Origin of the sequence: Rheinheimera sp., assembly GCF_036782235.1 — a bacterium.
Lineage (GTDB): Bacteria > Pseudomonadota > Gammaproteobacteria > Enterobacterales > Alteromonadaceae > Pararheinheimera.
On record NZ_DAIPZL010000003.1, the window covers coordinates 163,286 to 184,895 of the forward strand.

22 protein-coding genes are annotated in these 21,610 nt (G+C 48.9%); 16 read left to right on the forward strand and 6 right to left on the reverse strand.

Annotation, left to right across the window (positions count from 1 at the left end; genetic code table 11):
- The first annotated feature begins 1 nt into the window (after position 1).
- The 9 genes from V7P87_RS04810 to V7P87_RS04850 all read left to right on the forward strand — a co-directional run bounded on the left by V7P87_RS04810 (position 2) and on the right by V7P87_RS04850 (position 8,527).
- Complete coding sequence (locus tag V7P87_RS04810) at positions 2-829, forward strand: heme ABC transporter permease (RefSeq protein WP_333796411.1); 828 nt, start codon at positions 2-4, stop codon at positions 827-829.
- Positions 829-1,059, forward strand: a complete 231-nt coding sequence (ccmD, locus tag V7P87_RS04815) for a heme exporter protein CcmD (RefSeq protein WP_333796412.1) — start codon at positions 829-831, stop codon at positions 1,057-1,059. Before V7P87_RS04810 ends, ccmD begins: the two co-directional genes overlap by 1 nt.
- Positions 1,043-1,606: a cytochrome c maturation protein CcmE gene (gene ccmE / locus V7P87_RS04820; protein ID WP_333796413.1), complete on the forward strand. Its 564-nt coding sequence runs from the start codon at positions 1,043-1,045 to the stop codon at positions 1,604-1,606. The genes ccmD and ccmE overlap by 17 nt, the downstream gene beginning before the upstream one ends.
- Positions 1,606-3,600, forward strand: a complete 1,995-nt coding sequence (locus V7P87_RS04825) for a heme lyase CcmF/NrfE family subunit (protein WP_333796414.1) — start codon at positions 1,606-1,608, stop codon at positions 3,598-3,600. The genes ccmE and V7P87_RS04825 overlap by 1 nt, the downstream gene beginning before the upstream one ends.
- The gene (locus V7P87_RS04830; protein WP_333796415.1) at positions 3,593-4,216 is read left to right on the forward strand and encodes a redoxin family protein; all 624 of its coding nucleotides are present in this window, start codon (positions 3,593-3,595) and stop codon (positions 4,214-4,216) included. The genes V7P87_RS04825 and V7P87_RS04830 overlap by 8 nt, the downstream gene beginning before the upstream one ends.
- On the forward strand, positions 4,206-4,721 hold the full coding sequence (locus V7P87_RS04835) for a cytochrome c-type biogenesis protein (RefSeq protein WP_333796416.1): 516 nt from the start codon (positions 4,206-4,208) through the stop codon (positions 4,719-4,721). Before V7P87_RS04830 ends, V7P87_RS04835 begins: the two co-directional genes overlap by 11 nt.
- Positions 4,721-5,968, forward strand: coding sequence for a c-type cytochrome biogenesis protein CcmI (gene ccmI / locus V7P87_RS04840; RefSeq protein ID WP_333796417.1), 1,248 nt, complete (start codon positions 4,721-4,723; stop codon positions 5,966-5,968). The genes V7P87_RS04835 and ccmI overlap by 1 nt, the downstream gene beginning before the upstream one ends.
- Positions 5,969-5,972: 4 nt before the next feature.
- Positions 5,973-6,767 carry an MlaA family lipoprotein gene (locus V7P87_RS04845; RefSeq protein ID WP_333796418.1) on the forward strand — a complete coding sequence of 265 codons (795 nt, stop codon included), beginning with the start codon at positions 5,973-5,975 and terminating at the stop codon, positions 6,765-6,767.
- Positions 6,768-7,018: 251 nt separating this feature from the next.
- The gene (locus V7P87_RS04850; RefSeq protein WP_333796419.1) at positions 7,019-8,527 is read left to right on the forward strand and encodes a peptide MFS transporter; all 1,509 of its coding nucleotides are present in this window, start codon (positions 7,019-7,021) and stop codon (positions 8,525-8,527) included.
- Positions 8,528-8,666: 139 nt separating this feature from the next.
- Here V7P87_RS04850 and V7P87_RS04855 read toward each other — a convergent pair whose 3' ends face one another.
- From V7P87_RS04855 to tsaA, 4 genes are all read right to left on the reverse strand, one after another.
- Positions 8,667-8,972 carry a DUF6170 family protein gene (locus V7P87_RS04855; RefSeq protein WP_333796420.1) on the reverse strand — a complete coding sequence of 102 codons (306 nt, stop codon included), beginning with the start codon at positions 8,970-8,972 and terminating at the stop codon, positions 8,667-8,669.
- Positions 8,973-9,147: 175 nt separating this feature from the next.
- Positions 9,148-10,872, reverse strand: a complete 1,725-nt coding sequence (locus V7P87_RS04860) for a proline--tRNA ligase (RefSeq protein ID WP_333796421.1) — start codon at positions 10,870-10,872, stop codon at positions 9,148-9,150.
- Between the two features lie 48 nt (positions 10,873-10,920).
- Positions 10,921-11,958, reverse strand: coding sequence for a Kelch repeat-containing protein (locus V7P87_RS04865; protein ID WP_333796422.1), 1,038 nt, complete (start codon positions 11,956-11,958; stop codon positions 10,921-10,923).
- Positions 11,959-12,001: 43 nt separating this feature from the next.
- Positions 12,002-12,712, reverse strand: coding sequence for a tRNA (N6-threonylcarbamoyladenosine(37)-N6)-methyltransferase TrmO (gene tsaA / locus V7P87_RS04870; RefSeq protein ID WP_333796423.1), 711 nt, complete (start codon positions 12,710-12,712; stop codon positions 12,002-12,004).
- Between the two features lie 192 nt (positions 12,713-12,904).
- On the opposite strand from tsaA, the gene purU reads away from it, so the two are divergent.
- Genes purU through V7P87_RS04885 form a run of 3 tightly spaced genes read left to right on the forward strand, consistent with a single transcriptional unit; the run spans position 12,905 to position 14,801 of the window.
- The gene (purU, locus tag V7P87_RS04875; RefSeq protein WP_333796424.1) at positions 12,905-13,738 is read left to right on the forward strand and encodes a formyltetrahydrofolate deformylase; all 834 of its coding nucleotides are present in this window, start codon (positions 12,905-12,907) and stop codon (positions 13,736-13,738) included.
- Positions 13,739-13,755: 17 nt separating this feature from the next.
- On the forward strand, positions 13,756-14,265 hold the full coding sequence (locus V7P87_RS04880) for an acyl-CoA thioesterase (RefSeq protein ID WP_333796425.1): 510 nt from the start codon (positions 13,756-13,758) through the stop codon (positions 14,263-14,265).
- Complete coding sequence (locus tag V7P87_RS04885) at positions 14,262-14,801, forward strand: hypothetical protein (RefSeq protein ID WP_333796426.1); 540 nt, start codon at positions 14,262-14,264, stop codon at positions 14,799-14,801. Before V7P87_RS04880 ends, V7P87_RS04885 begins: the two co-directional genes overlap by 4 nt.
- A 77-nt stretch (positions 14,802-14,878) precedes the next feature.
- On the opposite strand, the gene can is transcribed toward V7P87_RS04885, so the two are convergent.
- On the reverse strand, positions 14,879-15,535 hold the full coding sequence (can, locus tag V7P87_RS04890; protein ID WP_260656686.1) for a carbonate dehydratase: 657 nt from the start codon (positions 15,533-15,535) through the stop codon (positions 14,879-14,881).
- A 207-nt stretch (positions 15,536-15,742) separates the two neighbouring features.
- On the opposite strand from can, the gene V7P87_RS04895 reads away from it, so the two are divergent.
- Positions 15,743-16,279: an H-NS family histone-like protein gene (locus tag V7P87_RS04895; RefSeq protein WP_333796427.1), complete on the forward strand. Its 537-nt coding sequence runs from the start codon at positions 15,743-15,745 to the stop codon at positions 16,277-16,279.
- 62 nt (positions 16,280-16,341) lie between these two features.
- Here the strand turns inward: V7P87_RS04895 and V7P87_RS04900 are convergent, their stop codons facing one another.
- On the reverse strand, positions 16,342-17,085 hold the full coding sequence (locus V7P87_RS04900) for a YciK family oxidoreductase (RefSeq protein ID WP_442967932.1): 744 nt from the start codon (positions 17,083-17,085) through the stop codon (positions 16,342-16,344).
- A 224-nt stretch (positions 17,086-17,309) separates the two neighbouring features.
- On the opposite strand from V7P87_RS04900, the gene V7P87_RS04905 reads away from it, so the two are divergent.
- The 3 genes from V7P87_RS04905 to V7P87_RS04915 all read left to right on the forward strand — a co-directional run bounded on the left by V7P87_RS04905 (position 17,310) and on the right by V7P87_RS04915 (position 21,528).
- A complete protein-coding gene (locus V7P87_RS04905; RefSeq protein WP_333796428.1) occupies positions 17,310-19,718 on the forward strand; it encodes a VolA/Pla-1 family phospholipase in 2,409 nt (802 codons plus the stop codon).
- A gap of 178 nt (positions 19,719-19,896) precedes the next feature.
- Positions 19,897-20,889, forward strand: a complete 993-nt coding sequence (gene sohB / locus V7P87_RS04910) for a protease SohB (RefSeq protein ID WP_333796429.1) — start codon at positions 19,897-19,899, stop codon at positions 20,887-20,889.
- On the forward strand, positions 20,890-21,528 hold the full coding sequence (locus V7P87_RS04915) for a thiopurine S-methyltransferase (protein WP_333796430.1): 639 nt from the start codon (positions 20,890-20,892) through the stop codon (positions 21,526-21,528). It begins immediately after the preceding gene.
- Positions 21,529-21,610 lie beyond the last annotated feature (82 nt).

The window sequence follows — 21,610 nt, forward strand, 5'->3', positions numbered from 1 at the left end:
TATGTTTAAGTGGCTTGATCCGTATGCCAAACCTGAAACTTTGTACCGCATCTGCGGTTTGTGGTTTCCATGGTTAATGACGCTGGCTGTGCTGACGTTGTTGCTAAGCACCGTCTGGGGCCTTGGTTTTACCCCGGCTGATTATCAGCAAGGCGACAGTTACCGCATTATTCATATTCATGTGCCTGCGGCAATTTGGTCTATGGGTGCTTACAGCAGTATGGCGATTGCCGCTTTTATAGCGCTGGTATGGCAAATTAAAGTGGCACAGTGGGCCGTTGGCGCCATTGCCCCTATTGGCGCTGTGTATACCCTGATTGCCCTCTTGACCGGCATGGCCTGGGGCAAACCTATGTGGGGCACCTGGTGGGTGTGGGATGCCAGACTGACTTCTGAACTGATTTTATTGTTTTTATATTTAGGTGTGATTGCGCTGTCCGGCGCTTTTGCCGATCGCCAGCTTGGCGCTAAAGCTTCAGCTTTACTGGCCGTGGTTGGGGTGGTGAATCTGCCGATTATTCACTTTTCGGTAGAATGGTGGAATACCCTGCATCAGGGCGCCACTATCACCAAATTTGCCAAACCTTCGATTGACCCTTCGATGCTGTGGCCTTTAGTGCTGGGAATTTTAGGTTTTGCCTTATTGCTGGCGGCGCTGACCTGTTTGCGCCTTCGCACCGCAATTTTACTGAATGAACAGCACAGGCCCTGGGTTCGCACTTTGGCGCAGCAGTCTGTTCAGCAAGGAAATGTGCAGCAAGGCCATGTTCAGCAAGGAAATGTGCAGCAAACAAATGTGCAGCAAACAAAAGCAGGGCGGGGTGTCTGATGCCGGAATTTTATTTTGAGTCACTCAGTGCCTTTTGGCAGATGGGCGGTTATGCGCTTTTTGTCTGGTTGTCCTTTGGCAGTACCTACGGGCTGCTGGCCGCGCTTTGGTGGTTTAGCCAGCGCAGTCAGAGCCGGATTTTGCAGGACTTAGCCAAAAAACAACAGCGTGAACACAGAGTGCGTGCGCAGCAACAACTTGAGGAAGAACACAATGAATCCAAGACGTAAACAGCGGCTGATGGCCGTCAGCGCCATTTTGTTGTTATTAAGTGGTGCTGTGGGGGCCATGTTGTATGCGCTGAATGAAAACGTTGATTTGTTTTATACCCCAAGTCAGTTGCTGGAAGGTTTAGGAAAAGACAAAGTTAAACCCGTGCCGGGCCAGCGTTTGCGTATTGGCGGTATGGTGGTGCCTGGCTCGGTCAAACGGGACGACAGCAGTTTAAAAGTCAGTTTTGCTTTGGCCGACACAGGTCCGACAGTCACAGTGCATTATGACGGCATACTGCCGGATTTATTCCGCGAAGGGCAGGGCATAGTGGCACAAGGCACTTTAATCGATGCCACCAATATTCAGGCCACTGAAGTGCTGGCCAAACATGATGAAGAATATATGCCGCCGGAAGTAGCAGAAGCGGTGAAAGGCATTAAACATGTGGTGCCTAAATATACCTATCCGGCTGGCACAGATGCTTCCGCCACGTCTGGAGCTGCCACAACTGAAGCAAAAACAACGGACAAGCCAGCCACAGCAACAGAGGGCGGTACCCAATAATGATTCCTGAGATTGGTCAGCTTTCGCTGATATTTGCTTTTGCCTTGTCTTGTTTACTGGCGCTAGTGCCTATGTATGGCAGTTACAGCGGTAATGTGCGGGCGTTATTGCTGGCTAAACCTTTGGCCATTGGTCTGTTTTTATTCAGCGCCACCGCCATGGCCTGTCTGATGTACGCTTTTTATCACAGTGATTTTACTGTGATTAACGTTGCCAGTAACTCCTCCAGTGTGTTGCCCTGGTATTTTCAGCTGACTGCCAGTTTTGGCTCACACGAAGGGTCCATGCTGCTTTGGGTCACTATTCTGGCGCTCTGGACTGCGTTGGTGGCGCTCTTTTCCAACTCCTTGCCGCTGCTGATGCAAGGCCGCATTTTGGGGGTGATGGGCTTTATCTGTGTTGGTTTTATTGCCTTTTCGCTTTTTATGTCCAACCCCTTTGAGCGCAGCCTGCCGTTTTTTCCGGTGGAAGGCCGTGACTTAAACCCGCTGCTACAAGACTTTGGCATGATAGTGCACCCACCTTTGTTGTATGTGGGTTATGTCGGTTTTGCCGTTTCTTTTGCTTTTGCCATTGCCGCTTTAATTGGCGGTAAATTTGACAGTACCTGGGCGCGCTGGGCACGGCCATGGACCTTAGCTGCCTGGTTGTTTTTAACCCTGGGCATCATGCTCGGCAGCTGGTGGGCTTATAACGAACTGGGCTGGGGCGGCTGGTGGTTCTGGGATCCTGTTGAAAACGCATCTTTTATGCCTTGGCTGGTAGGCACTGCGTTGTTGCATTCGCTGGCGGTCACCGAAAAACGCGGCACTTTTAAGTCCTGGACCGTGCTGCTGGCCATTGCGGCATTTTCCTTAAGTTTAATGGGCGCCTTTTTAGTGCGCTCCGGTGTGCTGGTGTCTGTGCATTCTTTTGCCTCAGATCCAAGCCGTGGTTTGTATTTACTGGCGTTTTTACTGCTGGTGGTGGGCGGTTCCTTGTTTTTATATGCGCTGCGGATGAATGCGGTGCGCTCGCAGGCGCGCTATCAGCTGTTTAGCCGTGAAGTGTTGTTGTGGGGCAATAACGTATTTTTACTGACCGCCACTTTGGTAGTGTTTTTAGGCACTTTATACCCGCTGTTTCACAAAGAATTAGGCCTGGGTTCTATTTCTATCGGCGAGCCGTTTTTTAATCAGCTGTTTTATTACCTGGTGATCCCCTTTAGTTTACTGCTGGGGCTTGGCCCCTGGGTACGCTGGAAACAACAGCAACTGCCGCCTTTATTAAAACCGCTGACCCTAGTGGCGCTGCTGGCATTAACTATGGCTATTGGTTATCTGGCCGCAACACAGTCGTTAGCGGCCAATCTGGCGCTGCTGGGTTGTTTGCTCGGTGCCTGGGTTGGTATGTCAGCCATTGGTGAGGTATATCAGCGTGCGCAGCAGCTGGGTGGTTTCAGCACTGGCATCGGCCGTTTGCAGGCCAGCCACTGGGGTATGACGCTGGCGCATATTGGCTTTGCCGTGCTGGTGATTGGCGTGGCCATGACCAAAACCCTGAGTGTGGAAAAAGACGTACGGATGAAAATTGGTGACACAGTGGAGCTCAATGGTTACCACTTTACGCTGACCGACGTCTATGCGCTGAACGGCCCGAACTATGGTGGCCAGGCCGCTGAGCTGGAAGTGTACAGCGATGGCAAAAAAGTGACCCATCTGCACGCAGAAAAACGTTTTTATCCACTGCAAAAAACCGTGATGACCGAAGCTGCGGTGCACGCCCGGTTAAGCCGCGATTTATACGTGGCTTTGGGAGAAGAGCTGAGCGGCCCGTCCTGGGCGATGCGGGTTTATGTCAAACCTTTTGTGCGCTGGATTTGGCTGGGTGGTGTATTGATGGCATTGGGTGCTTTGCTCGCGCTATTGGATAAACGCTACCGTCGCGCCAGCGTTCATGTTGACGTAAAAACGCGGGAAACAACAGCTGCAATTGCCGGAGCTGAACATGCGTAAGTTAATGTTTTTTATTCCTTTTGTGCTTTTTATTGCGCTGTCGGCTTTTTTATTCAGCGGTTTGTTTTCCGACCCGCGCCAGCATGGCTCGGCGCTTTTGAGCAAACCTTTGCCGGCGTTTTCACTGCCGGATCTGATGGAGCCACAGCGGATGCTGAGCGCCGACAATCTCAAAGGCAAAGTGTATTTACTGAATGTCTGGGGCCTGTGGTGCCCAACCTGTAATGCCGAGCTTGGTTTTTTAACCGAGCTGCGCCAGCAGGGCATTGAGATTGTGGGTTTGTATTATGTGCAGCCGCAGGACAGTGCCTTTGGCGAGACTTTTGATTTAGCGGCATTACAGCAGGATGTGGCAAAAAAGCTGGCCGAGCAGGGCAATCCTTATCAGCTGAATATTCTGGATGAAAAACGTAGCCTGATTTTTGATTTAGGGGTGACAGGTGCGCCTGAAACCTTCTTAATTGACGCACAGGGGCAAATCCGCGCCCACCATGTTGGCGATATTAACCCGCAAAACTGGCTTGCCTTAGCTGCGCAATATCAGGCGGTTGTGCAGGAAGCCCAGGCGACAGGCGCCGGCGGACAACAAAGTGAAGGAGCCACCAATGCGCCTTAAGATGCAGCTGTTGTTAGGGGCGTTCAGCCCTTTGTTATTCGCTTTGTTTTTATGTTCGGCTTTTGCTGCCACTGCGGCAGAAGAGTTGCTGCCTTTTCAGGATGCCAGGCAAGAAGCGCTGTACCGTGAACTGACGGCCGAGTTGCGTTGCCCTAAATGCCAGAACCAGAATATTGCCGATTCCAACGCTGTGGTGGCGGTGGATATGCGCGAAAAAACCTATCAGCTGGTGCAGCAAGGGCAAAACAAAGAGCAAGTGATTGATTATATGAAACAAAGGTATGGTGACTTTGTGCATTATCAGCCGCCGGTGCAGTGGAGCACAATCTGGTTATGGCTGGCGCCTTTGTTGTTATTGGCTGCTTTGTTCTGGGTGATGTTGCAAAAACAACAAAAAGCGCAGCAACTGCAACAAACGGACGCTGTTGACCCTGAGCTTGAACAAAAACTGCAGGCGATGATTAAACAGGCCATGGCAGAAAAATCATCAAAGGAGCCGGATTAATGTTGATGCAATTAAGTGTAGCGGCGCTGCTGATGCTGGCTGTGGTGGTATTGCTGTTATGGTGGCCGCGTAAAGCCGGTAGCGCCGAACAAACCCAGACCGAGCTTTTTGCCGAGCGTTTGCATGCACTGACACAGGCCAGAGACAATGGAGAGCTGGCGGCTGAAGATTTTTTAAGTGCAGCCAATGAATTAAAAAGCCAGTTTATCGGGGAGCGTCAGGCGGCTCTTGCCGGTAACAACACACCCTGGCTGGCGCCGCTGTCTCTGGTACTGGTGCTTGTGGTGGTGGGCATTGCTTATGGCCTCAGTGGTCATTACCGGCAATTGGCTGACTGGGAGCTGGCACAACAAAATTTACCTTCTTATGGCGAGCGGGCGCTGCTTAATAAAGGCGAGCCGCTCAGTGAAAAAGAAATCAGTTTATTTGCGCTGGCGCTTCGCACCAAACTGGCCAATGAAGGCGACGACGCAGTGGCCTGGTATGTGCTTGGCCGCATCTGGTTTTCACAGGGATTAGTGGATGACGCTATTGAGGCTTTTGAAAAAGCGCTGAAACTAACCCCAGAGCGCGCCAATGTGCTGTTAAGTTACGCCCAGGCGCTGTTGGTAACCGACAATGCCGACAATCTGCAAAAAGCAGCACAAAGCCTGGGGCTGGTGCTGAGTAAAGATCCGATGAATCAGGACGCCTTGTCGATGCTGGCGCTGATAGCCCAGGAGCGGGGTGATCTGGTTGAGGCGAAAGCGGCCTGGGACATGTTGTTATCACAACTGGATAAAAATGACCCACGTTACGCCATGGTGGAGCAGCAACTGGCCAAAGTGACTGAAGGGGCAGGCGCTGTTGCTGTTGACACTCAAGCTGCTACTTCGGCTGACCAAAACGCTGCTGTAGATCCGGCCACGCCTAAACGTCGTATTATGCTGACTTTACAGATCAGTGCTGCTTTGGCAGCAAAATTTAAAGACGCCAGTTTATTTGTGCTAGCCAAAGCGGCCGAAGGCCCGCCTATGCCACTGGCAGTGCGAAAACTGGCGGTCTTTAGCGGCAGTCGTCAGATTGAGCTGAACTCGAATATGGTGATGCAGCCTGGCTGGGGCCTGGATAATGTGGCGCAGGTGCTGGTATCAGCACGGATCAGTCAGTCGGGTGCCGTTGCCAAAACAGCGGGCGACCCGGAAATAGTTTCAGAACTTATTGAATTAAAAGATGGTCAGCAGGAGCTGACACTTTCACTGGAGTAAATGGATGAATCCACTTTTTAAAATGACGCTGGCGCTGTTATTTACCACGCTGGCAGCTTGTAGCGCTAAACCACAAAAGCCCACAGCTGATGTTGCAGTTAACAATACAGAAGTTGCAACAGCACAGCCGCAGGCTGAGGCTATCACTGATGAACGTGACCCTTTTGAATCAGTGAACCGCGCCATGTGGACCTTTAACTACGATTATCTGGACGCTTATTTACTCAAACCCGCCACCCAGGGGTATATGGCGGTGGTGCCAAAACCGGCCCGCACTGGTTTATCGAATATGGTCAATAACTTAAGTGAGCCAGCCAATTTCTTTAACGGTTTATTGCAAGGCAAACCCAAAAGTTCTGCCGTCAGTGCCGGCCGCTTTTTACTGAACAGCACTGTGGGTTTAGTGGGGTTATTTGATGTGGCCACCGCTGCAGGACTTGAAGTGAAAGAAGAAGATTTTGGTCAGACTTTAGGGGTTTGGGGGGTAGGCCATGGTCCATTTTTGATGATCCCGGCGCGTGGCCCTTCGACAGTGCGTAACCTGACCGGTGATGTGGTGGATAACCTGTATTTCCCGATGTCGGTATTAAACAGCCCACAAACCATCGCCAAATTTACCATTGGCGCACTGTCGGCGCGTGAAGCGCTGATGCAACAGGAAAAGCTTTTGAACGACTCGCTGGACCCTTATGCTTTTGTCAAAGACGCTTATTTCCAACGTCAGGAATACCAGTTGTATGACGGTAATCCACCTGCTGCAGAAGTGGACGAAGAGGCACTGGAAGAATTTCTGGAGTGATCCGATCTGTCGCCAAAATTCCGCAGATCTGCGGATTTTCGCGGTAAAAAAGGGCAACCGCTTGGGTTGCCTCTTTTTTTTCAGCGCCTATTGCGGTATAAACGTCCGTTAACCGAAAACCAAACACCCTCAACCCGTAATTATCATTCACATAATTATTAGAAACAGGAAATCACCATGCTGAAAACCCTCAACAGCGCTCACACGCTGCGCTCAGCTATGCGCCTGCGACAAAACTTCGGAGTGTGCGTATGAGCCAAACCCAGACCATAACCCATCAGCCAGAGTTTGAAACTTTATGGGGACATCCAAAACCATTATGGATGTTGTTTATGGCGGAATTCTGGGAGCGTTTTGCGTTCTACGGTATTCGCTGGGCATTAACTTTATATATTGTGGCGCAGTTTTATGCCGGTAATGCCTCAGGTGAAGGTGATGCCAGCCGTTATTACGGTGCTTATCTGGCCTTAGTGTACGCCACCGCTATTTTTGGTGGTTATGTGGCCGACCGTATTATTGGTTACCAGCGTTCAATTTTGCTCGGCGCTGTGGTGATGTCGATTGGTCTTTTTATGATCATGGTGCCAAGCCTGGACGTGTTCTTATTAGGCCTTGCCGTTATTGTGGTTGGTAATGGCTTGTTTAAGCCGAATATCTCTTCTTTAGTGGGTCAGCTGTATAAACAGGGTGATGACCGTCGTGACCGTGGTTTTACCATTTTTTATATGGGCATTAACTTAGGTGGTATGTTGTCCCCGTTATTAACCGGTTGGCTGGCCAGTGAAATTTTTGGCACACCCCAACACCAGAACTATAAAGCGGTGTTTGGCGCTGCCGGTATTGGCATGATTTTAAGCACCATCTGGTTTTATATCGGTCGCAAACAACTCAAAGGCATTGGCATGATGCCGGAAGATAAACCGGCGGGCAAAATGCTGGCTTATGTCATTGCCGGTGTGGTGGTTGCAGTGCCTGTGGTGTATTTCCTGATGGCAGGTATGGGCGCGCAGACGCTGGCCTGGGTGTTAGGGGTGCTTTTTGTGATTGTGGCCGGTATGCTGCTGATTGAAGGCAAACAAAATGGCCGTATCCAGATGCACCGTGTCTGTGCACTGCTGTTATTGTTTGGTTTTAACGTGACGTTCTGGATGTTCTTTGAACAGGCCGGCAGCTCTTTTAACTTCCTGGCGCAAAATCTGGTAAACCGTGACATTTTTGCTGACGGTAGTTTTATCTTCCCAACCGGCTGGTTCCAGTCAGTAAACTCACTGGCTATTATCCTGTTTGCTCCTGTGATCAGCGCTATTTGGTATTTCACCAGCAAACGTAAAATGGAACCAACAATTCCGTTTAAGTTTGGTTTAGGTTTACTCGGCAACGCGCTGGGTTTCCTGGTGCTGATGTTTGCATTAACCCAGCTGGTGGATGCTAATGGTTTGATCCCGCTGTGGCCGCTGGTGTTGTGTTATGTGCTGCAATCTATTGGTGAGCTGTGTTTATCACCTATTGGTTTGTCGATGGTCACCAAGCTGGCGCCGGTGCGTTATGTTGGTCTGGCGATGGGCGCCTGGTTCCTGTCGGTGGCCACAGGTAATAACCTGTCTGGTATTCTGGCCGGTGAAATTTCCGGTGAAACCGGTATGACCATTGAATCGGCGCTGGCTGGCTTTAGTTTCAGTTTTTATCTGCTGTTAGGTGCAGGTATTTTACTGCTGCTGATTTCACCGCTGATCAATAAACTGATGCATGGCGTAAAATAAAACGCGAACAAAGCAAGCGGCAACACAAGCCGGAGATTGATAGATAAAGAAAAACCACCTCAGCTGAGGTGGTTTTTTTTATTGTTATCAATCAGTCTGCAGCGTGCTTTTAGATTGCAGAGCCAGGGGCGTTCAGCAGTTAAGATTTAGCCGCCAGATTTGCTCTGATTTTCGCTAATGAAGGGCGCACCAGATAAAAAGTCAAAGGGCGGGTGACAAGCGGGTATAACAGCACCAGTGTCAGTACATAAAGCGCCGCTGTGGCCAGATCCGGTGCCCTGGCAATCAGTAAAAATAACGGAATTAACACCGCCAGTTTTAACAGATTCAGCAGCAGCTTTTGTGGGGTTGGCAGGCTATCCGCGGCACTTCGCAGCACCTGCATACGTTCACGAAAATTCAGTCCCTGCAGTTCAGGCAGGCTGCGGCTATTCCAATACAACATGGACGCTCCTTTAACAATCAATAGCTGGTTTGGGTGTATTACGCGGCAACTATCGATGCAGATTTCGCTTAGATACCACATCAGCGTAGTGCTGAAGTGACAACCCTAATGACACCCTGAATAAAAAGCCCGAATACTGCAGGCAGGATCCGGGCTTGCGACTGCTGTGATTGGCTTATTTCAGCTGTTGCTGCAGCGTTGCCAGTACTTCGTCTAAATTCAACAACAGTTTTTCACCGGTACGGCGGTTTTTGTATTCCACCTTACGCTCGTCCAGGTTGCGCTCGCCAATCACAATGTGATGCGGCACACCCAAGAGCTCCATATCGGCAAACATTACACCAGGGCGCTCTTTACGGTCATCAAACAACACTTCAATACCGGCCGCCATCAGCTCTTTATAAAGCTGTTCAGTGGCTTCCTGAATGCGTACTGATTTGTGCATATTCATTGGTACCAGCGCCACCTGGAATGGTGCTATAGCCGCAGGCCAGGTAATGCCGTATTCGTCGTGGTTTTGCTCAATAGCAGCGGCCACGATGCGCGACACCCCCACACCATAACAACCCATGGTCATGATCTGGTGTTTGCCTTCTTCATTCAGTACACCGGCTTTCATCGCTGCGGCATATTTATCACCCAATTGGAAAATATGGCCCACTTCAATACCACGTTTGATCACAAGTTTACCTTTGCCACATGGGCTTGGGTCACCTTCAACCACATTGCGTAAATCCGCCACTTCATAAGATTGGATATCACGGTCAAAGTTAACGCCGGTCAGGTGGAAACCGGTTTTATTGGCACCACAAACAAAATCAGCAAGCACAGCTGCGCTTCTGTCCACCACCACCGGAACAGACAGACCAACAGGGCCGATAGAACCGGCGTTGGCGCCTGTTACGGCCAGAATTTCTGCTTCAGTGGCAAATGTTAAAGGGGAGGCCACCAACGGATGTTTATCGGCTTTAATTTCATTGAGTTCATGGTCGCCACGCAGCACCAGCGCCACTAAAGTTTGTGGGGCTTTGTCGTCAGCTTTAGCTGCGTGCACCAGCAAGGTTTTGACAATCTGAGTGGCATCAACTTTTAACAAAGCTGACACTTCAGCGATAGTGCCGGCATTTGGCGTCGCCACTTCAGTTTTAGCGGCACTGGCTGCAGGGCGGGCCGTGGTTGGCGCCAAAGCTTCGGCTTTTTCAATATTGGCGGCGTAATCACTTTCATCAGAGAACACAATAGCGTCTTCGCCAGAAGCGGCCAGCACGTGGAATTCGTGCGAAACCGCACCGCCAATAGCGCCGGTGTCAGCAAGCACAGGGCGGAAATCCAGCCCTAAACGGGTGAAAATATTGCTATAAGCCTGGTACATGGTCTGGTAAGTTTTTTCCAGACATTCCTGACTTAAGTGAAATGAATAAGCGTCTTTCATTAAAAATTCGCGCGCGCGCATCACACCAAAACGTGGGCGGCGTTCATCACGGAACTTCGTCTGAATTTGGTACATATTGATGGGCAGCTGTTTATAGCTGCTGATTTCTTTACGCACTAAATCTGTGATCACTTCTTCGTGGGTTGGGCCAAGCACAAAATCACGTTGATGACGGTCTTTAAACCGTAACAGCTCGGCGTCCATTTGCTCCCAGCGGCCAGATTCCTGCCACAATTCAGCTGGTTGCACCATGGGCATTAATACTTCCAAAGCGCCTGCTTTGTTCATTTCTTCGCGCACTATGGCTTCAACTTTGCGCAATACCCTAAGGCCAGTTGGTAACCAGGTATACATGCCGGAGGCTTCACGGCGGATCATGCCAGCCCGTAACATCAGCTGATGGCTGATAATTTCGGCATCTGAAGGTGTTTCTTTTAAGGTTGATAATAAATACTGACTGCTGCGCATAACTGTTCCACTGAAAATGAGCCCTTTGACCTTATTCTAACAAGGCCTTTACTCGGGCAGAAGTTTAATCTTGTGTTTTATCGCGGTATTACTCAGTTGCTGGCCCGCTAACATACCGCCAATGCTGAAAATTTCGCCGTCTATTAATACCAGACTGCGTAAATCCATCACTGCGGTTTCGCTGGGCGCCGCTTTGAGCCATTGTTGCTGCTTAAATGAATACAGATAAATCGCATTGCTGGGGTTAATGGTTTTCCCCTCATCTGTGACGCCATTTAAATGATAAGGGGTTTCACTGCCGCCAACAAAAGCCGCCATGGTTTCGCCATTGACGTCCACCGCTATTGCGCCCTGGCGGGTACGGGCTTTGCCGCCGTGGTGCGCTATCTGACGCCAGCTGATTTGGCTGGCATTTTTATCGGAAATTTCGCCAAGATAACAAGCGGCCTCGGGCACAAACTGGCTTGAACCATCTGCGGTTGTGCTGGTTTTTACGCCATCACAAAATAAAATCTCATTGCCCACCAGCACACCGGCATGGCCAAACACAGCGCTACCCGGCAAAGGTGTGGCCTGACTCCATTTTTGCGTAAAGTTGTCAAAAAGCTGCACCAGATTTACCGCGCCGCTGTTATGAAAACCGGCCAGCAGATAGATGTACCTGTCTTTATGGGCCACTGCGACACTTTCATCCACAGCCACCGGCATATCGGGCAATTTGCTGTAACTTTGGGTGACAGGGCTAAAACGATAACTGTCGGCTAAAGTGCCACTTTTGCCGTCGCTGCTTTGACCATAACCGCCCAGAATAAAAAAATGTTTGTTCAGTTCAACGCCTGCGGCGGCAATACGGCCATTGACTCTGCTGGCACTTGGCAAAGCCGCAATACTTTGCCAGTTCGACTGGCCTATATTGAGTTGCCACACTTTATTGTGCATGGCCGCTGAAGTTTTGGCCGCGCCCAAACCTGCAAAACTGGCCAGATAAGGCTGGCCACGCACTGAAGCCTGCAGCACCAGCTGATTGCTGACAGGCTCCGGCAACAGTGGAATATCGGCAGCTACAAGCTGAAAACTCGCCGGCATTGTCATGGCCAGCAGACAGAAAAGGCGTGTGATTAAACCTTTTTTAACTGTGCTGGGTTTTGATTTCACTAACATAATTGTGGTTGCCATCTACAGTCCATTTAATATTAAAGTTATATAAAGTCATACCATAACTTTGTTGTTCCTCCCGCTGCTTTTTATAAGGCGGGCGAGGGTCCTGCTTCAGTACTTTTTCGATAAAAACCTGTAAATCCGGTAGTTGCTGTTGTAGCTGGCAAAAGGCAAGGGCCTGTTCACTAAAGGACACCGTCATGTCGGTCTGTGGTGCTGCATCAGCAAAACCGCCATTGGCCTGTGGCAGCGCGTCGGCATAAGGTAAATAAGGTTTGATATCCAGCACCGGCGTGCCATCGAGTAAATCAATGCCACTTAAATTCAGCACCAGCTTATCGCCTCGGCGTTCAACCCCTTCCAGCTTTACGACAGATAAGCCAATTGGGTTTGGTCTGAACGTTGCGCGGGTGGCAAATACACCTTTTTTATCGTTGCCACCCAAACGTGGCGGGCGCACCAAAGGCGACCAGCCTTTATCCGCTGTTTCATGAAACACAAACACCAGCCAGAGATGACTAAAACTGTCGATGCCACGCACTATAGCGTCATCGGCATAAGGCGGCGACAACACCAGGGCGCCTCTGGCCTCCGGGATCAGGCCCGGCTGGCGCGGTATGGCAAATTTTTGTTTATAAGGAGATTCAATTACACCAACAGCATTAAATTCAAAAGGCTTCATTCAGGTCTCAGGCTTATTTATTCGTCTGTGCACAGCGGCAACTTTGGGCATTATGGCGAGCAAAGATGCAAACAACAAGCAAAGTACAAAACAACACAGCATCTTTGCTTTCACTTGCTATCAGATGGATGGCCGTCTAAAGTGAGGCTTCGCGCTGAATTTCTGCAACAATCATGTCGTATTGAGTCAATGATGGAACAAAAAACTTTATTAATTGAATGCCCGGATTCAAAAGGGCTGATCGCACAAATTACCAATATTTGCTACAAACACCAGCTGAATATTATTCGCAATACTGAATATGTGGATCCTGTATCCGGTCAGTTTTATATGCGTACCCGGCTGGAGGGCATATTTAACGACCACACCTTATTGTTGGATTTAGACCGCGCCTTACCAAAGGGCAGCGAAAGGCAATTGGTCAGCGATCGCAATAAAAAAGTGGTGATCCTGGTCACCAAAGAAGCACACTGTATTGGTGATATTCTGATGAAAGTGTATGACGGTTCGCTCAAACTGGATATTGCCGCCATTGTCGGCAACCATCCGGAACTTGGCGCTTTAGCTGACAAATTTGCTGTGCCTTATCATTTTGTCAGTCATCAGGATAAAAGCCGGGCAGAACACGAACAACTGTTGCAGCAGCAGATTGACCAGTATCAGCCGGATTATCTGGTGCTGGCCAAATTTATGCGTATTTTAAGCCCTGAGTTTGTCGCGCTTTATCCAAACCGCATTATTAATATTCACCACAGTTTCCTGCCAGCTTTTATTGGCGCTAATCCTTATCATCAGGCGTTTAAACGTGGCGTAAAAATTATTGGCGCCACAGCACATTTTGTCACCGATGATTTGGATGAAGGGCCTATTATTAAGCAGATGGTGACTAATGTTGATCACAATTACAGCGCTGAAGATATGGCAAAAGCTGGGCGTGATGTTGAAAAAAATGTCCTGAGTAAAGCGCTGGAGCTGGTCATTGAAGACCGGGTGTTTGTACACGGTAATAAAACCGTGGTGTTATAACCAAAGGGAACAAACTGATGACGGACAATATGCTGCATAAACGTACTGTTGAATTTCGGTTTCTGGCTGAGCCGACCCATGTCAATTTTGGTGGCAAAGTGCATGGCGGTATGGTGATGAAATGGATTGATCAGGCCGCTTATGCATGCGCTGCACGCTGGAGTGGTTTGTATTGTGTCACTGTATCTGTCGGCACCATCCGCTTTCGCCGTCCTATTCTGGTGGGGCATCTGGTGGAACTTGAAGCAAAAGTGGTGCACACCGGCCATTCCAGTATGCATATTTTTATTCAGGTGCGCTCAGGTGACACCCAAACTGAACAATTGCCGGAAACCAACCATTGTATTATTACTTTTGTGGCGCTGGACGAGCAGGGCAACACCGCAGCTGTGCCAGCCTGGCAGGCACAAACCGCAGAAGACCGTTTTCTGGAGCAATATGCCATTCAGATGAAACAATTTTCACAACAGGTTGAACAGCAAATGCTGGATTTTTATCAGCAAAACCATCGGGGAGCGCAAGCATGAAAGTTATTGCAGCATTGCTGATGTTATGTGCTGTTGCCGTATTTGAGGTACAGGCGGCAGAGCAAAACGACAAACTCGCACCTGAACTGGAAGTATTCCGACCGTTTTTAAATAAAGTCTGGCGCGGTGAGTTGCAGACTCAGGAAAAAGGCAAAACAAGTATTGATTATTCATTATGGCAGCGGGCGCTGAACGGTCAGGCGATCAAAGTGATTCATTCGGTGAATCATGGTGAATATGGCGGTGAATCGATTATTTTCTGGGATAAAAGTAAAAAGAGCCTGGCCTATTATTATTTCACCACGGCCGGTTTTTATACCCATGGCACCATGCAATATGATGCAGCAAGCGGCAGGCTGACTGCAGAAGAAAAAGTAGAAAACAATGCCAATGGCATCACTATGGTGCGCTCCATCAGTACGCTAAAAGAGCAGCAGTTGCTGACCAGTTCTGAATACCTGCAAAAAGGGCAGTGGGTCAAAGGACATGCTGCAACTTACACCCAAAGCAAAGACGGCAAGGTCGTTTTTCAATAAAAAGTGATCTTCCAATAAAAAAAATGGTGCAGTCTTTGTTTGTTGAACAACAAAGACTGCTGCCTGATATATCGCCTTTATTTTTCGCTTGGCATGTCGTCAGTTAAATCAAGGGTATAAATATTGTCGATAGTGGCAGTGCTGGAGTGGCTCACCCGCAGGTCTTTCACCCGGCCATTTCGCAGACTGTACACCCAGCCATGGACGGTCAGCGACTGTCCTCTGTCCCAGGCTTCCTGCACAAAACTGGTATGACAGACGTTTTGCACCTGCTCAATCACATTCAGTTCACACAGTCGGTTCAGTCTGTCCTGTTCATCGCTGATACTTTCGATTTCGTCGCGATGAATGGCATACACGTCTTTGATATTGCGCAGCCAGTTATCAACAAAACCCACTTTTTGTTTATTCATGGCCGCATTAATACCACCACAACCATAATGGCCACAGACAATAATATGTTTTACTTTCAGCACATCAATGGCGTATTGCAGTACCGACAAGCAGTTAATGTCTGAATGCAGCACCAGATTGGCCACATTACGATGCACAAAAAGTTCACCGGGCAATAAACCGACAATGTCATTGGCCGGAACCCTGCTGTCGGAGCAGCCTATCCATAAATATTCGGGGGCCTGTTGTTCTGATAATTTTTTAAAAAAGCCCGGTGCTTCCAGCTCAATTCTGTCTGCCCATGCTTTGTTGTTTTGAAACAAATGTTTAATAGAACTCATACCGACTCCGGAAATTGGCTCGCGCTAAGATACCCTAAATGTGTGACAAACTCAGCACCGACCAGCTGATAACTAAGGCGCACAGTGAAGCAGGTGGTTCACATTTAATTATGCTTTATATAATTAACAGGGAAAATTGTTTCTTTCATTTTGTTTTGCCGCTATCATATCTCGATAATTATTAGGATCCCGATAAAGGAGCGAACGATGTCATTATTACTTGATAAACGTGAATTAAAAAAAGCAGCAAAAGAATTGACTGTTTTAAAATTACAGGAAGTGATTGACGTACTGACTTCAGTGCTGGATGAACGCCAGAAAGAATCTGAAGTATTGGCTAAAGTTCGTGAATTTGCCAAAGCCCAGGGTTTTACGCTGGAGCAGCTGGGTTACAAATTAAATGCTGATGGTGTTGCAGTAGCGGTCGAAGCTGAAGAGTTGGCAGAAAGCGATCTGAAACGTCCGATAAAACCAAAATTCAAAACCATTAATAAAGAAAGTCAGTTTTTTTATGTTGAAAACGGTACTTTGCAATTATTAAAAACCCACACAATGAAAAAGGGCTTACAAGAGCGCGGCATTAATGTAGTGCCTTTTTCTAAAGTAGAGAAAAAATATATTAAACAGGTTGATGCGCTGTTGGAAGAAGCCAGCAAACAAGCGCTGACCAACTTTAACAGCAAAGTTGATGTGTGGAACGAATGGGCTGCACAGCACAATGAAGAAATTCTGGCCAAACGTTAAGTTGGCTCCCAATAAAAAAACCGGCTCAGGCCGGTTTTTTATTGCTCCCATCAAAGGTGCTGTTATTTTGGCTGGGCATCCAGCGACTGGCCGTTGACACCTATACTGGCGTCCGACATCAGATATACATACAGTGGCATTAAGTCGGCCGGTGTTTTTAAACTCAGCTGATTTTCGCCCGGGTAAGCGGCAGTACGCATTTTAGTGCGGGTTGCGCCCGGGTTAATACAGTTGGTTCTGATGGTCGAGCCTTCATATTCGTCGGCAATCAGCTGCATTAAACCTTCAGTGCCAAATTTGGATACACTGTATGCGCCCCAATAAGCACGGCCTTTGCGGCCAACACCTGACGAGGTAAAGACTAAAGAGGCCTGAGGTGCCAGCGCCATCACAGGTAACAGTGCCTGAGTCATCAGCATGGTGGAGGTCAGATTGACCTGCAGTATTTTTTGCCAGGTTTCTAAATCTATATGCTCAAAAGGTGTCAGCACGCCCAGCATACCGGCGTTGTGTAACAACCCATCCAGTTTGCCAAATTCGGCTTTAATGGTGCTGGCCATATCCTGATAATTTTTTTTGCTGGCGCCGTTTAAATCCAGTGGCACTATGGCCGGCTCCGGGTAACCTGCCGCCACTATGCTGTCGTACACAGCTTCCAGCTTGGCGGTAGTTTTACCCAGCAGGATCACTGTGGCACCATAACGGGCGAAGGTGATGGCCGCTTCTTTGCCTATACCATCACCGGCACCTGTCACCAGAATTGTTTTGTTGGCCAGCGCTTGTGGACCGGGCTGAAAATCTTGCATATAAATCAACCTGTAACCTGTTGAAAAATCGGCGCAGCATACTCGTTCTGCCGCGATTTTGCACCTTTCTTCACAGATATTTAGTTTAACCCTAGCGAAATTTTTTTGGTTAGGTTAACTTTAACTGGTCGTAGCTGTTGCTAGTTTACGAGACAGGAATTCAAAAACTAGAGCTTAAAGAAAGCTTTAGCAAAATAATAAAAAATCAGGACAGGGGAGAATATATGAAGAAGCTGTTAATAAGCCTGGCGGTGACCAGCGCGCTCGGGCTGACCGGATGCGGCGATTCACTCAGTGAGTTAAAACAGGACGCGGTGGATAACGGTGCTGTCGTTGTGCCGGTAAGCCGAGTGGTGTTTGACCCTTCAGCCGGCAAGGTATCGGTACCAAACGATTTGTTGTTTCAGGGCACAACAGATGGCACTCTGGTGATGCCAGGTGAAGCTGTTGCTACACCAAACTATGCTGATCCACAAACTGCATTAGGTGCACTGGATGGCTGGTCAACACAAAACCCATTTAGCGTAGAGCTGGCTTTTGCCGGTGGTGTGTCTTTAGATGCCACCAGCGCAGCGCGTCCGGACGCCGTGCGTCTGGTTGAAGTGTTGATGGGCGACCCGGCTTCAACTGACGCCAGTTGCCGCACAGTGCCGCGTGGCGTGGCCTGTAAAGCTGTAGCCCAGCTGACTTATGGCCAGGATTTTGTCACCAAGGCCGTTGGTAATAACGTCGCTGTGATTCCGTTAAAACCATTAAAACCCGCCACCACTTATTTATTGGTGTTAACCAACAATTTGAAGGACAGTGCAGGTAACGCTGTAGCACCTTCCACCACTTACGAGCTGGTGAAACAGGATTTAGCAACGCTGCCACTGGGCACAGATTCACAGCGTGCGTTACAGGGACTAATTAACAGTTTCGAAAATGCAGCGGCCAGTATGTCAATTGCCAAAGACAGCATTATTTACACCGCAGCTATCACCACCCAATCCACCAGCAATGTGCTGGGTACAGTCAAACAGCTGATGTTGCCAAGCGCATTAAATAACAACACAGCGCCAGCGCTGCAAGTTGCTGACACAGGTTTACTGGTGTCTCAGGTGTTAAACCCGGACAAGACCATTCCAACAGACCCAAGCAACCCATATTTTATGTTTAATGCGGCCAGGTTATACAGCGGCACCATTAACCTGCCTTATTACCTGGGGGTTTCTACCGCTGACGCGCCAAAAGCAGCGTTATCCACCCGCTGGGTTGGCCGTTGTGACAGCGGTGCTATGCTGGCCGGTTTATCTGCAGCACAAAAAGCTGCGTTAGAAGGTGCTATTACCAGCCCTGCACAAATGCAGAACAATGCGGTCTGTAAAGCTGTCAGTGGCGGCTCTTTAATGGATTTAGGTGTAGATAAACAACGTCACCTGACCAAGTTTAACCTGGTGCCTAAAGTAAACTCAGTACAACAGCTGAAGGTTCAGATGACAGTGCCAAACAGCGCGCTGATTGGCAAAGCCAAGCCGGAAAAAGGCTGGCCTGTTGTCATCCTGCAGCACGGTATCACCTCCTGTAAAGAAAACATGCTGGCATTAACTGCCGCTTTATCGGCGCAGGGTTTTGCCACTGTTGCTATTGACCATCCATTACATGGCAGCCGTGGTTTTGACTTAAATGGCGACGGTAAAGATGAGATTAACGCATCAGGCGCTGGTTGTGGCAAGAGCGGTGACGCTACTGTGTACATGAACCTGGCTGACCTGCTGGTGACTCGTGATAACCTGCGTCAGAGTATTGCTGACATGCTGGGTCTGCGTCTGGGCTTGAACTTTGCGTCTCAGCCTGGCCTGTTAGATGGTTCTGATGTGCAGTTCTTAGGTCACTCTTTAGGTGCCATTACCGGTACTTCCATGGTGGCATTGGCAAACGCCCCAACGGGTAATGCAGTGGCAGATTCACTGTATAAGTTAAAAGCGGCCTCACTGGCAATGCCAGGTGGTGCTGTTGCTAACTTCTTGCTTGAGTCTCCTGCTTTTGGTAATACCATTAAAGCCAGCATTATGCTGAGTTCAGCAAGCTTGGCACCAGGCTTTAAAGCTTTTGTTGACAGTAAACAAGTGTGTACTGATGCTGCCACTTATGCGGGTTGTTCAGCTGCTTTTGTTACTGAGTATCTGGCTGATTTAACGGCAAAAGGTCAGGTTGCTGCTTTAACTGCTATCAATGCAACGCTGACGCAATTTGCTTTTGCGGCCCAAACTGTGACTGATGCTGGTGATCCGAATAACTATGCAGCCACTTTAGTGGCAGGTAAAACGCCGGTTCATATCATTGAAGTTGTGGGCAATGGTGCTAACTTTAAACCGGATCAGGTGATCCCGAATCAGGCGGTGAACATGCCACTGGGTGGTACTGAACCTTTAGCCCGGTTATTAGGTGCGCAGACATTGCCAGCCAAAGCCGGTGTTTATCAGGTCACAGGCTCTGCTATCAGCCGTTTCCTGGAAGGTGATCACAGTGCCATTTTAAGCCCGGCTACCAGCCGTGCTGCCACCACCGAAATGCAGACACAAACAGCATCATTTATGGTGACTCGTGGTGCGGCGGTGCAGGTCACTAATGCGGCAGTGATTAAAGGTTAAGTTGGTTTTAACCCAATAAAGAAACCCGGTTCGCCGGGTTTTTTATTGCCTGTTTTTTTAACTAACTGAAATTACGGCGCTGAGGGACGATGTTAGATGATGTTGCCGGATGACAAAGCTGTACTCTACTGTTTTTGCCGATACAATGCAGGCAATGAGTTTAAAGAAGGATGATATTGTGGATTTTCTGCTTGAATACAGCATGTTTTTTTTAAAAGCGCTGACCATAGTTCTGGCAATCGGAGCTGTGCTTCTGATGGGGGTGATGGCCGCGGTGAAGCCTGGAAGCCGTAAAGGAGAGCTCACTTTTGAGAGTTTATCCGAAGAGTATCAGGCGCTGGTGGAAGATTTACATCAGGGCATGCTGGATAAAAAAGCTTATAAAAAATGGCAAAAACAACAAAAAACCGTTGACCACAGCAGTCAGAACCGGCTTTTTGTGGTGGATTTTCACGGCAGTATGGACGCGCATGAAGTAGAAGCTTTGCGTGAAGAAGTGACCGCTGTGCTGGCGATGGCGACCAAAGATGATGAAGTGTTGCTGCGGCTCGAAAGTGGCGGTGGCGTGGTACATGGTTATGGTCTGGCCGCTTCGCAGCTTGACCGTTTGCGTCAGCAGGAGATCCCGTTAACTGTGGCTGTCGACAAAGTGGCGGCCAGTGGTGGTTATATGATGGCTTGTATTGCCAATAAAATTATCGCCGCACCTTTTGCCATTGTTGGCTCTATCGGTGTAGTCGCGCAGCTGCCGAACTTTCATAAGTTGTTAAAGAAAAATCATGTTGATGTGGAAATGTTCACCGCCGGCGAATACAAACGCACTGTCACAGTTTTTGGCGAGAATACCGATAAAGGCCGCGCCAAGTTTCAACATGAGCTGGAAGAAACCCATCTGCTGTTTAAAGATTTTGTACAAAAACACCGGCCTGTGCTGGATATTCAGCAGGTGGCAACGGGTGAACACTGGTTTGGATATCAGGCTTTTGAGCTGAAGCTGGTCGATGAACTTTTAACCAGTGATGACTATGTATTAAAGCAAATGCAGCAACGTCAGGTGTTTAAGGTGAAATATCAGCTGAAAAAACGCTTGTCGGAGCGGGTTGGACTGGCGGCTGCAGCGACGCTAAACAGTGTGTGGCAGCAGGCCAATCGTTTGATGGTGTGGCGTTAAATGGAACCCCAATTCTGGCAGCAGCGCTGGGCGCTCAATGAGCTTGGCTTTCAGCTTGATGCGGCGCATCCTTTGTTAAGCGCTCAGCTGGCGGCAATGCCCAATGTGCCTAAGGTGTTTGTGCCGCTTTGTGGCAAAAGTCCGGATATGCATGCGCTGGCTGGTCGTTATCAGGTGATAGGTGCTGAACTGGCTGAAATTGCCTGCCGGGATTTTTTTACTGAAGCAGGAATGACTGCAACCACGACTTCATCTGGCGAACATCGGATCTGGCAAAGTGGTGTTTATCAGTTATGGCAGGGCGATTTTTTTACTTTGCCTGCAGTGGCTGTAGCTGGCACAGCGTTGATTTATGACAGAGCGGCGTTAATTGCATTACCACCGCAGATGCGGTTGCAGTATGCCGCTAAATTGCAGCAACTGATCCCTAATGCGCATATGTTATTGATCACGCTTGAATACCCGGAAGGTGAAAAACAAGGGCCACCCTTTGCGGTTTTTGCCAATGAGCTGCCGTTATTGTTTCCAAAGGCCTGTATTCAACTGGCCGGTATTCGTAATCTGACAGGGCAGGGCTTTGCCAGACGTAAGTTTGCGACCAGTCAGCTGGTGGAAAAAAGCTGGTGGATTTGTTGGTAATACGCAACGCTTTATTGGCAGTCAAATAATCGCAAGCAACGCAGTCAGATGATAGTGAACAGTGTGTTGTTATGCTAACGGC

What these genes read in the sequence shown, in the direction of transcription:
- V7P87_RS04900 (WP_442967932.1), bottom strand. Translation starts at nt 17,085, where the DNA reads ATGCAAGATTTTCAGCCCGGTCCACAAGCGCTGGCCAACAAAACAATT.
- V7P87_RS04830 (WP_333796415.1), top strand. Translation starts at nt 3,593, where the DNA reads ATGCGTAAGTTAATGTTTTTTATTCCTTTTGTGCTTTTTATTGCGCTG.
- V7P87_RS04915 (WP_333796430.1), top strand. Translation starts at nt 20,890, where the DNA reads ATGGAACCCCAATTCTGGCAGCAGCGCTGGGCGCTCAATGAGCTTGGC.
- can (WP_260656686.1), bottom strand. Translation starts at nt 15,535, where the DNA reads ATGAGTTCTATTAAACATTTGTTTCAAAACAACAAAGCATGGGCAGAC.
- V7P87_RS04905 (WP_333796428.1), top strand. Translation starts at nt 17,310, where the DNA reads ATGAAGAAGCTGTTAATAAGCCTGGCGGTGACCAGCGCGCTCGGGCTG.
- V7P87_RS04810 (WP_333796411.1), top strand. Translation starts at nt 2, where the DNA reads ATGTTTAAGTGGCTTGATCCGTATGCCAAACCTGAAACTTTGTACCGC.
- V7P87_RS04845 (WP_333796418.1), top strand. Translation starts at nt 5,973, where the DNA reads ATGAATCCACTTTTTAAAATGACGCTGGCGCTGTTATTTACCACGCTG.
- V7P87_RS04835 (WP_333796416.1), top strand. Translation starts at nt 4,206, where the DNA reads ATGCGCCTTAAGATGCAGCTGTTGTTAGGGGCGTTCAGCCCTTTGTTA.
- V7P87_RS04885 (WP_333796426.1), top strand. Translation starts at nt 14,262, where the DNA reads ATGAAAGTTATTGCAGCATTGCTGATGTTATGTGCTGTTGCCGTATTT.
- V7P87_RS04865 (WP_333796422.1), bottom strand. Translation starts at nt 11,958, where the DNA reads ATGCCGGCGAGTTTTCAGCTTGTAGCTGCCGATATTCCACTGTTGCCG.
- tsaA (WP_333796423.1), bottom strand. Translation starts at nt 12,712, where the DNA reads ATGAAGCCTTTTGAATTTAATGCTGTTGGTGTAATTGAATCTCCTTAT.
- V7P87_RS04825 (WP_333796414.1), top strand. Translation starts at nt 1,606, where the DNA reads ATGATTCCTGAGATTGGTCAGCTTTCGCTGATATTTGCTTTTGCCTTG.
- ccmD (WP_333796412.1), top strand. Translation starts at nt 829, where the DNA reads ATGCCGGAATTTTATTTTGAGTCACTCAGTGCCTTTTGGCAGATGGGC.
- V7P87_RS04895 (WP_333796427.1), top strand. Translation starts at nt 15,743, where the DNA reads ATGTCATTATTACTTGATAAACGTGAATTAAAAAAAGCAGCAAAAGAA.
- V7P87_RS04855 (WP_333796420.1), bottom strand. Translation starts at nt 8,972, where the DNA reads ATGTTGTATTGGAATAGCCGCAGCCTGCCTGAACTGCAGGGACTGAAT.
- purU (WP_333796424.1), top strand. Translation starts at nt 12,905, where the DNA reads ATGGAACAAAAAACTTTATTAATTGAATGCCCGGATTCAAAAGGGCTG.
- V7P87_RS04860 (WP_333796421.1), bottom strand. Translation starts at nt 10,872, where the DNA reads ATGCGCAGCAGTCAGTATTTATTATCAACCTTAAAAGAAACACCTTCA.
- V7P87_RS04880 (WP_333796425.1), top strand. Translation starts at nt 13,756, where the DNA reads ATGACGGACAATATGCTGCATAAACGTACTGTTGAATTTCGGTTTCTG.
- ccmE (WP_333796413.1), top strand. Translation starts at nt 1,043, where the DNA reads ATGAATCCAAGACGTAAACAGCGGCTGATGGCCGTCAGCGCCATTTTG.
- V7P87_RS04850 (WP_333796419.1), top strand. Translation starts at nt 7,019, where the DNA reads ATGAGCCAAACCCAGACCATAACCCATCAGCCAGAGTTTGAAACTTTA.
- ccmI (WP_333796417.1), top strand. Translation starts at nt 4,721, where the DNA reads ATGTTGATGCAATTAAGTGTAGCGGCGCTGCTGATGCTGGCTGTGGTG.